Raw genomic sequence first — 12,822 nt, 5'->3', positions numbered from 1 at the left:
TGGTCGTGTGGCCCTCACACTACGCGCTCGAAGATCGCCGGGAGGGACAGTTGGCCAGACGTGAGTCCGTGCAGTCGGGTCCCGGCAGCCAGGCGCTCATCGTCGACCTCATCCGCTCGGCCGGCACCATCAGCCGCACCGAGCTCACCGAGGCGACGGGTCTGACCCAGCCGTCGATCTCCAACATCGTCCGCCGCCTCATCGAGGACGGACTCGTCCGCGAGACCGGTCGGGCCGCGCCCCGCGGCGGCAAGCCGCGGACCCTCCTCGAGATCAACGCGAGCGCCAAGTACGCCGTCGGGATCCAGCTCGGATTCGAGTCGATCACGCTCGTCGCCACCGACGTCCGCGGCGGCGTCGTCGGCCGACAGCTCGTCGACGGCGCAGGCTCGGCCACGCCGGAGCAGGTGACCGACCGACTCGTCACGCTCTACCGCGACTTCGTCGCCGGCGTCGGGCTCGCGGCCCCGTCGATCGCGGGCGTCGCCGTCGTCGCCCCCGGCCCGATCGCCCAACTCGGCGGTGTCCTCCTCGGTCCGCCCACGCTCGTACGCTGGGACGACTTCCCCCTGCAGCAGGCGTTGCAGGAGAGCCTCGACGTTCCGGTGGTCGTCGACAACGACGCCGCCGCCGCCGCGGTCGGTGAGTTCTGGAGTCGCCAGGTGTCGCGCACGGAGTCCTTCGCATGCGTCTACATGGGCACCGGGATCGGCGCAGGAATGGTGCTGGGCGGTGCGCTCTATCGTGGTTCGAGCTCCAACGCCGGTGAGCTGGGTCACATCAGCATCGAGGTCGACGGCGTCCCCTGCCACTGCGGCAACCGCGGATGCCTGGAGCGCTACGCGGCACCGGCAGCCGTGATGGCGGCGGCCGAGGCCTCGCGGGATCGCCTCGACGGACTCGGGCTCGGCTTCGCACCGGAGACGCTCAGCCGCGACTTCGACCAGCTCGCCCGAGCCGCCGTCAGCGGCCATGACGTGGCGCTCGACCTGATCCAGAACTCGGCCGACCGGGTCGCCGCGGCCACGGTGACACTCGCGAACCTGCTCGACCTCGATCGGCTCGTCCTCGCTGGCCCTGGCATGGCGGTGGCCGGTTCGCTCTACGCCCGTGCGATCCGCGAACGTCTCGAGCAGCGGTTCTTCGCCCGGCGGGCCCACCCGATCGTGGTCGAGCTCTCCGCCAACCCGCGCGACGCGGCAGCGATCGGCGCCGCGTCGCTGGTCCTACAAGGCACGATCGCCCCGGGACACGGGCCGGCGCTCACACGCTGAGTCGCCGGTCAGCCGAGCCGCGCAGCAGCACCCAACTCGTAGACGCCGACCCCGAAGGGCGGCAGGGACACCGGCCCGACGACGGTCTCGCCTCCGAGCTCGTACAGCAATCCGTCGGTGACGGCGGTGAAGGTCGTCGGCTGGTCGCTCTGGCTGATGAACCACACGAATCGTCGACCGTCCCGATGCCGCATCCCCCCGGTCATGACCGTGCTGTCCTCGACGCGGACCTCGGGTTCCGCGCCGGCCTCAGCAGCGAGCGCGGCGTAGAGCTCCCAGGTCGGCTCGGGGTTGACTCGGGCAACCGCTGAGGCGAAGTACTCGATCGGGTAGGTGGACAGGATCATCGAGCCGCTGCCGACCCGGCGCCTGATGAGGGCCGGCCGGCCGGCCCCGTCCGTCGCGATCACCTCGGCGTCGACCGGTTCGACGGGCAGATGGGAACGGCCTTCGACCGTGCCGCCGACCACGAATGTGAGGGTCGTGCCGCGGGCGATCCCGCCGAAGTCCGCTTGGAACTCGAGAGTGACGGTGTCGTCGAGGACTGGCTCGATGAGGCCGTACCGCAGGCGCTTGCGCACCCCGAAGAGATCGTCGAGTTTCGGCCACCAGGAGCCGCGTTGGTTCGCGTGGATCCCGTTGAAGTACGAGGCGTAGACCGTCGCTCCCGCCGAGGCACGCCGTTCCAGCTCAGCCCAGGTCGGGGCGAGGAGCGCTTTGGTCGACGGGACGATGATCAGATCGAGATCGTCTGGGAGTCCGTCCAGCTCGCGGACGACGCCGATGGGCAGGTCTGCCGTTCGTGCCGCGACGTACGCCTGCCGCGCGACTTGGAACACCGTCGGCCCGTCCTCCCGTGCGGTGAAGGCGTAGGGCGACTCGAGGAAGGACGACACCAGCAGACCGACACGAGTGTCCGGCCGCTCGAGGCCGGTGAAGTCCAGCTCGGCGAGCGTCGCCGCGAAGTCGCGTACCTCGAGCAGCTGCGCCTTCGGGACCCCCTGCTCGGTGACGAGACCGAAGTGCATCTCGAACGGGTGGTGCGTGTACGGCTCACGGTCAGAGAACGCGTCGTAGTCCACGTTGTTCCACGGGATCCACGCTGTGGCACCGGCGAGGAGCGTCGAATGCAGCACCTGACGGTAGTAGTGCGCGGCGTTCTCGTCGTCGACGTAGTCCGAGGTCACCCCGAATTCCTCCATGACGACCGGCTTGCCACCGAGGTCCAGCAGCTCGCAGATGAAGGCCGCACCGAGGTGCTGGCGCACCGGGTCATCCTCCATGCGGTAGACGTGTGGCCCGAAGAAGTCGATCAGCGGCTCGAGTTCGCGGACCCGGAAGCCGTTGTCGTTCCCGGTGATCTCGACGCCCCAAGCACCCTCGCCGACGGACACCGGCTGGGTTCCGCCACCGGCCCGTACGGCGTCGATCAGCAACTGTGCCCAGGCGGTGACCGCCTCGGCGTCGATCGTGTCGATCCCACGCGATCGCCAGTCGGCGTAGATCGGCACCTCGTTCGTCAAGAGCCAACCGTCGATCGCCGGACTGTCCGTGAACCGCGAGACGACCTCGCGGATGTACCAGGCCTGACGGCCCACGAACCACACATCGGAGAAGACGTCCCGCCCGTCACGCCAGATCGGGTCCCAGTTCTGCGCGGACATGTGTCCGACCAGGAACGTCGGGATCGTCCACATCCCCGCGTCGACATGCCGCTGGAGGAAGTCCGCGAAGTGCGACAGCATCTCCTCGGACAGCCGGCCGGGCTCGGGATGGAAGTCCGGCCAATACAGGAAACTGCGGGTGTGCGTGATGCCGTGCGCGCGGAGCTGCTCCAGCTCCTCCGCCACGACATCGCCGTCGTAGTCCCGCCACATGAGGGGCCCACCGGTGCGCGACCAGTAGTTCACCCCGATCAGGGCATCGACGCCGTCCGGGGTCGGAAGTTTGGCGGCATTCCGCTTCATGGATGTCCTTCAGTGGTGGGTGAGTTGGCTTGTACGCCCGGGCTCATCGGCTGGATGGAGCACCGGTCAGTGCGGCGTTGCGTCCTGCCACGTCGAATGGTCCAGCTGCACCGACTCGATCGCCGTCCAGAGCGCGTCGTCGATCCGGACGGCGGCGAGGTCGAGCGTGTGCGTGTAGTCCTCGAGTCGTTCCAAGCCGACGATCGTCCCGGTGATGCGCGGGTCGCGGAGCGACCACTGCAGTGCGGCGGCGGCGAGTGGGACCCCGGCCTCGTCGCACAGGCGACCGATGCGGTCGACGGCCGAGAGCATCATGTCGGGCGCGGTCCCGTACGCGTATCGCGTGGTGCGGACGGGCCACCTGGTGAGCAGCCCACCACCGTAGGGCGCCGCGTTCAGGACGCCGAGACCCGCAGCCGCGGCCTGGGTCAGCAACGCATCGGACGAGCGGTCGACGAGCGTGAAGCGATTGTGCGTGATGAGCGCCTGGAACCAGCCGGTGTCGACGAATCGCGACAGCAGCTCCGCCGGGCCACCCGAGATCCCGAGACCACCGATGAGTCCCTCCTCCCGAGCGGCGACGAGCGCCGCCACCGGGCCTTCATCGGCCATCGCGAGCTCCCAGGTGGTGTTCTCCGGATCGTGCAGGTAGACCATCGGGAGCTGGTCGACGCCGAGCCGTTCCATGCTCTGCTCGAGCGATCGACGCATCTGCGGCGCGGAGAAGTCATCGGTCTCCGGCTCACGATCGGCCTTCGTCTGCACCGACAGCCGTCCGCCTGCACCGCCGAGCTGCGCAAGCACCCAGGCGATGCGGCGCTCGCTGTCACCGAAGCCGTAGTTGTTGGCGGTGTCGATCGTGGTGACGACACCGTCGTCCGCCATGGCGGCGGCGAGTTCGAGGCTCTCCTCCGGCGAGGACCCCGAGCCGTCCTCCCGACGCCGCCACCCGGCTGCGCCCGCGATGATCGGACTCACCGACACACCCGTGTCGCCGAGGGCCCGTGGTTCGACGAGCGTCGCGATCCGATCCGTCATGGTCATCCTTTCAATCCGCCGCTGATGAGGTCGAGCTTCCAGAAACGCTGCAGGAACAGCATGAGCGCGACGAGCGGGATGAGCGACACGAACGCGCCGACGATGGCCGTCGTGTATAGCAGCTCCTTCCCGTCCCCGGTACTCAGGAGCGTGAAGAGCCCGAGGGTCAGCGGATACAGCCGCTCGTTGGACAGCATGAGGTACGGCAGCAGGAAGTTGTTCCAGGTGCCGATGAAGTGCAGCAGGAACACGGTCACGAGCCCCGGCACCATGATCGGGAGCGCGATCCTTCGGAAGATCGAGAACTCCCCCGCCCCGTCGATCCTGGCCGCTTCGAGGAGGTCCGACGACACCGAGGAGGTGGCGTAGACCCGGCAGAGGAAGATGCTGAACGGGCTGATCACCATCGGCAGGAGCACCGCCCAATACGTGTTCGTAAGACCGAGTCCCGCCATCACGAAGTACTGCGGGATCGCGAGTGCGATCCCGGGGATGAGCACCCCGCCGAGGAGGATCCGGAACATCGTGTCGCGGCCGGGGAACCGGAACTTCGCCAGCGCGTACCCGGCGAGCGCCGAGACGAGCACGCACAGCACGGAACCGCCGAGCGAGTAGACGATGGTGTTGCCGATCCACGACAGGAAGACGCCGTCCTGCATGGTGAACAGCTTCTCGAGGTTCGAGAGGAAGCCGGTGCCCGGGGCGAGCGTGAAGGTGGAGAACAGCTCCTGCGGTGACTTCGTCGAGGCCATGACGACCCAGACGAGTGGCGCGAGGCAGTACGCGGCACCCACGACGAGGATGACCGTCGGGATCAACGATCCGCGGTGGTGTCGTCGGGGCACGACGGCACCCGAAGCCGGAGCTCCGACGGGGAGGGTGGTGGTGGTCATGAGGCGTCGCTCCGATCCCGGGTCACGCGCAGCAGGATGGCCGAGGCCACGAGGGTGAAGGCGGCGATGATGACCGCGGTCGCCGCTGCGCCATTGATGTTGTCGTTCGTGAACGCGTCGGTGTTGACCTTCATCAGCGGGAAGAACGTGGAGCTGATGGTGTCGGTGAGTGGACGGAGGGCGGTCGGCTCCGCGTAGGCCTGGAGCGTCCCGATGAGGGCGAACAGGGAGGTGAGGACGAGCGACGGCGCGATGAGGGGGATCTTGATCCGCACCGCGATGTCGAACTCGGAGCAACCGTCGATGCGGGCCGCCTCGTAGACCTCGGCCGGGACGGCGCGGAGTGCCGTGAACATGATGACCATGTTGAAACCGAGCGATCCCCAGATGCTGATGTTCGCGAGTGCGGCGATGACCGACCCGGAGGCGAGTGGTTCGACCGCGGGGAGCCCGACTGTCGTGAGCACCGCGTTGAGGGGACTGGTCGACGGCAGGTACAGGAAACCCCACATCATTGCCGCGATGACGCCGGGGATCGCATACGGCAGCAGGATCCCGGTCCGCCAGATCCGTGCACCCCGGATGCTGGGGAGGTCGAGCAGGAGCGCGAAGAGGAGCGCGATGCCGAGGGTGCACGGGATCACGATGACGGCGTACAGACCGAGCCGACCGACGCTGGCGACGAACTCGGGATCGGTGAGCGAGGTGACGTAGTTGTCGATGCCGACGAAGGTCTGCTCGCGGGCACCGTACCCGCCGGAGCCGGCCGGGACGCGTTGACCGAACAGACTCAGCACCACGGCGTAGCCGATGGGGGCCACGAGGAACAGCAGGAAGAGCACGATGGCCGGGAGGAGGAACAGGTAGGGCGCGAACGGGACCGGGGTCCGATGTCGCGGTACCCGGGTGCGGGCACGGTCAGTGGGCGGAGGCGACGCGCTCGTGGGCGTCAGGAGCGGCGTGGTGTTCATTCGACGTCGAATCCCGACTTCGCCAGGTCCGCACGGACCGTCCTCTGGACGGCCCGGAGGGCATCGGCGAGGGAGCGACCGGCTTGGAGCGCTTTGCCGACCTGGTCCGTGTACGCGCTGAAGGCCACCGTCGTGTTCGGTCCCCAGGTCACATCGGTGGTGTCGGCGGCGACGTCGAGCAGGATGTCGTGGAAGTCCTCCTGGCCTGCAGCGGCCTTGTCGGCCGGCTGCGGGATGCTCGCATAGACGTCGAGGCCGGGTGCCGACGCCGGGAAGTTGCCGCCCTGCTCGATCATGGCGCCCTGACCCTCGGTGGTGGAGCCGAGCCAGGCGAGGAACTCCGCCGCCTGCTTCGGATGCTTCGACGTCGTCGTGACGAGGCTGGACGAGCCGCCCTGGAACCCGACGCCGGGGTCGTCGTCGGTCCAGCTCGGCAGTGGCGCGATCCGCCACTTCCCGATGGTGTCCGGTGCTCCGGTCTTCACGGAGGATCCGGTCGCACCCCAGGATCCGATGACCTGGGTCAGGATCTTGCCGGAGTTCAACTGGGCGTTGAACTCCGGTGTCCCGCTCGCGCCGGCGGAGACGACGCCCTCACTGACGAGTCCGTTCCAGTAGTCGGCCACCTTCGTCGGCGCCGTGCCGTCGATGTCGACCGACCAGGTGTCGTCGTCGAGCGACCACCAGTCGCCTCCTGCCTGGGCGGTGAGTCCGGCGAGCCACCCGGCGTCGCTGGTCGGGAAGTTCGCGAGGACCGCGTCCGGTGCGGCCTGCTTCGACAGGCGAGCGGTGTCTGCGAACTCGTCCCAGGTGGTCGGCACGGACAGTCCGTATTGTTCGAAGAGGTCGGCTCGGTACATGAGCAGCATCGGGGCCTGGTCGAGCGGGACGCCGTAGACCCCGCCGTCGCCGAGGTTGACGAGGTTCCAGACGGCCGGACTGTACTGATCCTCGATCCCGCCCACGTACTCGCTGATGTCCGCCGCGACGCCGCTCGAGATGTACGAGGGGAGCCACTGGTATTCGGCGAGGGCGAGGTCGGGGCCTTCCCCGGCACGGACGGCCGCGTTGAGCTTCGTGAACTGGTCGGTGCCACCACCGACGTTGGTGACCTTGACCTGGATATCGGGGTGCTCGGCGTTCCAGGCGTCGGCGATGCCTGGTGCGCCGGCCCACCAGGTCCACCAGGTCAGGGTCACCGGCCCGCTCTCGGTGGCGGTTGTGCTGTCGCTCCCGGCGGAGCATCCGCCGAGCGACAGGGCTCCGACGACTGCTGCGGTGATCCAGACGGCTGATCGCTTCATGGAATTACCTCCTCGTAATCCTTCGCTGATGCACCGGTCGTCAGGACGGCCGATGCTGTTGTCAGGAACAGTAGCTTATGTTCAAGCCTTGGACAAACTTAGGCGAGTGCATCCACCGTTTCGCCGCCAAGCAGCCATCCGAGGCTGCGGCGCACGAGGATCTGGCGCTCGGGCGAGTCGAACGAGCGGACGTCGTGCCCCAGCGCGTCGTACACGACGCGAGCGAGCCCCGACCGGTGCGTCCACAACACGGGATGACGCACCCCCTCGTGCTCGTGGAACGCGAGCGGGTGGACCGCCTCGGAGACCCGGAGGTGCGTGTAGCGCTCATCCCAGACGGTGAAGTCGCCGAGACCCCGCGTGATCGGGTGCCCGGTGTCGGGCACCTCGATGAGCGCCTCGCCGATCTCGGGGTGCATCGAGACACCGCCGACCCAGCGACCCCCGATCACCCGCTCCCAAGCCGGCATGTGGGGGAACGACGTGGCTGAGACGTGATGCGACCAGATCGACCCGCCATCGCGCGCGTAGGCCTCGAACCCCTCCTGCGCCGCCGCGAAGGTCGACGACTCCAGTCCGTGCCGTGTGGGATTGCCGACCATGAGGACGAGGAGGTCGACATCGTCGAGTGACGCCAGCTCCTCCTCGACCGCGCCACTCACCCGGACCTCGAGCCCCTCGTCGCGCACGAGCCCGGCGAGCCGGTCCGAGGTCGCTACGAAATCGTGCCAGGGGTCCGCATAGCGCCCCTCGCCACGAAGAATGAGTACGTTGTGCATGCCGGTCTCCTCGATCACGTCGTATTTGTGCAAGACTAGAACTTATCAGCTCGCGCGGCACCCGTCGCGGAGGAACCCGTCGAGAGGACCCCATGAGCATCGGAACCGCCTCCGGGCACACCCTCGAGGACATCCGCCGGCGAAACGTTTCGGCCGTCCTCGCTCTCGTCCACGGTGACGGAGGGCTCTCCCGGGCGGAGCTCACCAGGCGCACCGGCCTTTCCCGCTCGTCGGTGGCGACCGTAATCTCCGACCTCGAGCTCGCCGGCGTCGTCCGCCAGGAGGCCGCTCCCCCGGCAACCAGGGTCGGACGCCCGTCTCCGGTGGTCATCCCGACCGATCGCTTCCTCGCGGTGTCCGTGAACCCCGACGTCGACGGAGTCCAGGTGGCGCTCTGCGCCCTGGGCGGACGGATCGTGGCGAGGACCTTCCGCCCGAGCGACCGGGTCGTCACCCCGAGCGAAGCCGCGGCTATGACCGCGGACGCCGTCCGCGAGCTGCAGACGACCGTGCCGGACTCCCGTCTCGTCTCACTCTGCGCCGCCATGCCGGGGCGCGTCGACAAGGCCGGCGAGGACGTCGTCTACGCACCGCACCTGCGGTGGCGGAACGTGCCGTTCGCGTCGATGCTGCAGGAAGCGACCGGCATCCCCTCCCGCGTCGCCTTCGACGCCGCCGTGGGACTGACCGCTGAACGCCACTGGGGGGCTGCTCGCGACACCGACGACGCCGTGTACCTGTACGGCGGCCCCGGCGGCATCGGAGCAGCGGCTCTCGTCGACGGCCGCATCCTGCAGGGGGCGAACGGTGGCGTCGCCCGCCTCGGTCACCTGCTCGTCGCACCCGACGGCCCTGTGTGCAGTTGCGGCAACGTCGGCTGCCTCACCACCGTCGTCTCCTCACATGCCATCGCGACGGCCACGGGTGCGGCCTCGGTCGCCCTCGCCGACCTCCGTACCGCACTGGCCGAGAGCTCGGCGCCCTACAAGACGGGTGTCCTCGATCGGCAGCTGGAACACGTCGCGACCGCCATCCGGATCATCACCAACATCTACGACCCCGAGATCGTCGTCATGGGTGGATTCTTCGGCCTGCTCCTCGAACAGGGCGACGGGGCGATCCGGCGGCGACTGTCCGACGAGACAATCTCCGCCCTGCGCAGCCCCGCTCGACTCGTCGAGCCGCGGCTCGGCGAGAGCCAGCTCCTGGCCGGGGCCAGCGACGTCGCGTTCGCCGCGCTCCTCCGTGATCCACTCGGCTTCACCGCCCTCGAAGCGATCGCATGAGCCACACGCCCCGACCGGTGTCCTCGACGGGACACCGGCGTTGAGCGCGGGCGACGCGACCCCGATGGCCGACGACTTCGCGCGCAGGCGGATCGCCTACGTCATCGCGCTCGGCCTACTGCAGACACTCAGCACCTTCACGATCGACATCTACCTCCCCGCTTTCCCGCAGATCGCGGGCACGTTCGATGTCTCGGAGTCGTCGATCCAGTTCACCTTCACGGGCGCGATGATCGGCATGGTCCTCGGGCAGTTCTTCGCCGGCCCGTGGAGCGACGCCGTCGGTCGGCGCCAACCGATGCTCATCGCGACGGTCGTGCACGTCGCCGCCTCGATCGCGTGTGCCCTCGCACCGTCGGTCGAGATGCTGGTGGCCGCGCGCGTCCTCCAGGGCGCGGCTTCCGCCGCCACGGGTGTCATCGCGCTCGCCATCGTCCGCGACCTCTACTCCGGACTCCCGATGATGCGCATGTTGGCTTCGATGTCGCTTATCTCCGGTATGGCGATCGCCGTCGGACCGTTGTTCGGATCGCTGTTGCTCGAGGTCATGGAATGGCGGGGGGTCTTCGCGTCCCTCGCTGGATACGGGCTCGCGATCGGGCTGCTGGTCCTGATCCTCATCGGTGAGACGCTGCCACCGGAACGCCGACACCCCGGTGGACTGCGCGCCCGCGCTTCGGCGATGCGTCGAGTCGCCTCCGACAGGCCTTTCGTCGGGCTCGTGCTCGTGACCTCGCTCGCCTGGGCTGGCATGTACAGCTACCTCGCGGCATCGTCGTTCCTGTTCCAGCGCGTCTACGGCCTCAGTGAGCTGCAGTACGGCCTCGTCTTCGCCTCGCACGCGCTCATGATGCTCCTCGGCACGCAGCTCGGGGTTCGTATCGCCCATCGCATCGAACCGCGCCGGATCGTGATGCTGTCCACCGCCGGGCTCGGGATCTCCGCCATCGGGCTGCTCATCGTCGGGCTGCTCCCGGTGGGGCCGCTCGTGAGCATCATGGTGTTCCTCTGGGCGTTCACCTTCTTCCTCGGGGTGAACACCCCCTGCATCCAGACCCTCGCGCTCGCTCGGCACGGCGGCGATGCCGGCACGGCGGCGAGCCTGCTCAATGCCACTCGGCAGGGCTTCGGCGCGCTCGCCACCCCGATCGCGGGGTTCATCGGTGTGACGAGCGCCGCCCCCGTGGCCGCGGTCATGGTGGTCGGACAGCTCGCCGCGATCATCATCCTGTGGGTCGTCGTCCGGCCGGGACGCCTCGACCCCATCGACTGACGGCGGACCACGGAGCGACGCCCCGGACCGAGGGAGGTCCGAGGCGTCGCGATCCATGGCGCATGGTGGATCATGGGCGGGGCGAGGTCACCCCTTGATCGCGCCGGTCAGCATGCCCTTCGTGAAGTGCCGTTGGATGAACGGGTAGACGATCAGGATCGGCAACGTAGCGAGGACCACGACCGCCATCTGCACGGACTGCGAGGGTGGTGTCGGGACGTCCGAACCGATGATGTCCGTGAGCACGGACCCCTGGATCACGTACTGGTTCAGTACGACCTGCACCGGCCACAGGTTCGAGTCGTTGATGTACAGCAGGGCGTTGAAGTAACTGTTCCAATAGCCGACGGCGTAGAACAGACCGACGACAGCGAGCACGGGCCTTGAGAGCGGCAGGATGATCTTCCACAGGATCCGGAAGTCGCTCGCCCCGTCGATCCGCGCGGACTCGACCAGGCTCGCGGGGATGCTCATGAAGAAATTGCGCACGACCACCATGTTGAACGCCGAGATCAGGCCCGGGAGGATCAGCGACCACAGCGTGTTCAGGAGACCCAGGTTCTTCATGAGCAGGTAGTTCGGGATGATGCCCGCGCCGAAGAACATGGTGAAGACGACGATGAGCAGTATCGCCCTGGTCCCCGGCACCTGCCGGGTGCGGCTCAGCCCGTACGCCATCGTCACTGTGAACACGAGCGACAGGGTCGTGCCGACGATCGTCACGAACGCGGAGATGAGGAGCGACCGGGTCACGATGTCACCCGAGAGGATGGCCTCGTAGGCATCGAGGGAGAAGGAGGTGGGCAGGAAGCCGCTGGTCTGGGCGTCACGCGACGCGAAGCTCATCGCGATGATGTACACGAACGGGTACAGCATCACGACGACGATGAACGCGATCACGATCGCCTTGAGCGCTTGGACGTGGACAGCGGGTCGTCCCATCCAGGCGGGACGATCACTCACGACCCGCCGTCGTGGTCTGCGCGGCAGCGGAATCCGCCGAGTGCGGTCCTCCTGCGGCGCGTCCGTCGTGGTGGTCGATCGTGCTGTCGTGGTCGTCACAGGACGCCCTCCGTTCCCATTCGTTTCGCCAGGCGGTTCGCGCCGAGCACCAGCAGCGTTCCGATGATGCCCTTGATGAGTCCCGCGGCTGCAGAGATGCCCCAGTCGCCGCCGACCACACCGCGGAAGTACACGAAGGTGTCGATGACCTGTGCCGCATCCGCGCCGACGATCGGTTGCTGCAGGAGGAGCTGTTCGAAGCCGACCGTCAACACGTTTCCGACGGTGAGGACGAGGAGCAGGGAGATGACGGGGACGAGGCCTGGAAGGGTCACGTGCCACATCTGGCGCCAGGGTTTGGCGCCGTCGACCGCTGCGGCCTCGTAGAGCTCCTGGGGGATCGCCGCGATCGCGGCGAAGAAGATGATGGTGCCCCAACCGATGTCCTTCCAGATCACCTGCGAGGTCACGAGGAGCTTGAAGGTGTCCGGGTTGGACATGATGTTGACGCCGTCGATGCCGATCGACTCGAAGAGGCCAGCCACCGGTCCTGCACCACCCAGGATCTGCTGCCAGATCGAGATGACGATGACCCAGGAGATGAAGTGCGGCAGGTACACGACCGATTGCACGATGCGTTTGATCCGTGACGACAGCAGGCTGTTCAGCAGCAGCGCGAGCAGGATCGGAGCCGGGAACGAGAAGACGATCTGGAGGAGCGCGATCTGGATCGTGTTCACGACCGCCCGACCGACCTCCGGGTCGCCGAGGATCCGCGAGAAGTTCTCGAACCCGACCCACGGTGATCCCTCGATGCCGAGGAAGGGTGAGAAGGCTTGGAACGCTACGACGTTGCCGAAGATCGGCACATAGGCGAACAGGACGAAGAAGAGGAGCCCGGGGAGGATCAGGGCGTACATCCGCCACTCACGCCGCATGCGGGTCGGTAGCGGCGTCCGATGACGACGCACCGCGTCCTCCCGGCGTCGGTCGCGGGCGGCGGACCGATCAGCCCCGGTCTGGAGCTGCGTCACC

General features: G+C 67.9%; 11 protein-coding genes. 3 read left to right on the top strand and 8 right to left on the bottom strand.

Annotated features, from left to right (window positions below):
* The first annotated feature begins 5 nt into the window (after positions 1-5).
* Complete coding sequence (locus tag EAO79_RS06430; protein WP_240773515.1) at positions 6-1,274, top strand: ROK family transcriptional regulator; 1,269 nt, start codon at positions 6-8, stop codon at positions 1,272-1,274.
* Between the two features lie 8 nt (positions 1,275-1,282).
* Here EAO79_RS06430 and EAO79_RS06425 read toward each other — a convergent pair whose 3' ends face one another.
* From EAO79_RS06425 to EAO79_RS06400, 6 genes are all read right to left on the bottom strand, one after another.
* Positions 1,283-3,241 carry a cellulase family glycosylhydrolase gene (locus EAO79_RS06425; protein ID WP_124768428.1) on the bottom strand — a complete coding sequence of 653 codons (1,959 nt, stop codon included), beginning with the start codon at positions 3,239-3,241 and terminating at the stop codon, positions 1,283-1,285.
* A gap of 66 nt (positions 3,242-3,307) precedes the next feature.
* Positions 3,308-4,279 (bottom strand): aldo/keto reductase, encoded by a 972-nt coding sequence (locus EAO79_RS06420; RefSeq protein ID WP_164486909.1) that lies wholly within the window; start codon positions 4,277-4,279, stop codon positions 3,308-3,310.
* 2 nt (positions 4,280-4,281) lie between these two features.
* Positions 4,282-5,172 (bottom strand): carbohydrate ABC transporter permease, encoded by an 891-nt coding sequence (locus EAO79_RS06415; protein WP_124768426.1) that lies wholly within the window; start codon positions 5,170-5,172, stop codon positions 4,282-4,284.
* Entirely contained in the window at positions 5,169-6,143 is a 975-nt protein-coding gene (locus EAO79_RS06410; RefSeq protein WP_124768425.1) for a carbohydrate ABC transporter permease, read from the bottom strand. The genes EAO79_RS06415 and EAO79_RS06410 overlap by 4 nt, the downstream gene beginning before the upstream one ends.
* Positions 6,140-7,447 (bottom strand): ABC transporter substrate-binding protein, encoded by a 1,308-nt coding sequence (locus EAO79_RS06405; RefSeq protein ID WP_124768424.1) that lies wholly within the window; start codon positions 7,445-7,447, stop codon positions 6,140-6,142. The genes EAO79_RS06410 and EAO79_RS06405 overlap by 4 nt, the downstream gene beginning before the upstream one ends.
* 98 nt (positions 7,448-7,545) lie before the next feature.
* A complete protein-coding gene (locus tag EAO79_RS06400; protein WP_124768423.1) occupies positions 7,546-8,226 on the bottom strand; it encodes a ThuA domain-containing protein in 681 nt (226 codons plus the stop codon).
* A 92-nt stretch (positions 8,227-8,318) separates the two neighbouring features.
* Between EAO79_RS06400 and EAO79_RS06395 the strand changes: the two genes are divergently transcribed.
* Positions 8,319-9,512 carry an ROK family transcriptional regulator gene (locus tag EAO79_RS06395; protein ID WP_124768422.1) on the top strand — a complete coding sequence of 398 codons (1,194 nt, stop codon included), beginning with the start codon at positions 8,319-8,321 and terminating at the stop codon, positions 9,510-9,512.
* A gap of 64 nt (positions 9,513-9,576) precedes the next feature.
* Positions 9,577-10,785, top strand: a complete 1,209-nt coding sequence (locus EAO79_RS06390; protein ID WP_124768421.1) for a multidrug effflux MFS transporter — start codon at positions 9,577-9,579, stop codon at positions 10,783-10,785.
* Positions 10,786-10,872: 87 nt separating this feature from the next.
* Here the strand turns inward: EAO79_RS06390 and EAO79_RS06385 are convergent, their stop codons facing one another.
* Positions 10,873-11,727 carry a carbohydrate ABC transporter permease gene (locus tag EAO79_RS06385; protein WP_124768420.1) on the bottom strand — a complete coding sequence of 285 codons (855 nt, stop codon included), beginning with the start codon at positions 11,725-11,727 and terminating at the stop codon, positions 10,873-10,875.
* A gap of 116 nt (positions 11,728-11,843) precedes the next feature.
* On the bottom strand, positions 11,844-12,821 hold the full coding sequence (locus EAO79_RS06380) for a sugar ABC transporter permease (protein WP_241161005.1): 978 nt from the start codon (positions 12,819-12,821) through the stop codon (positions 11,844-11,846).
* Position 12,822: the final 1 nt, after the last annotated feature.

This window comes from Plantibacter sp. PA-3-X8, assembly GCF_003856975.1.
GTDB lineage: Bacteria > Actinomycetota > Actinomycetes > Actinomycetales > Microbacteriaceae > Plantibacter > Plantibacter auratus.
This window is presented reverse-complemented; position numbering and strand designations above follow the sequence as displayed.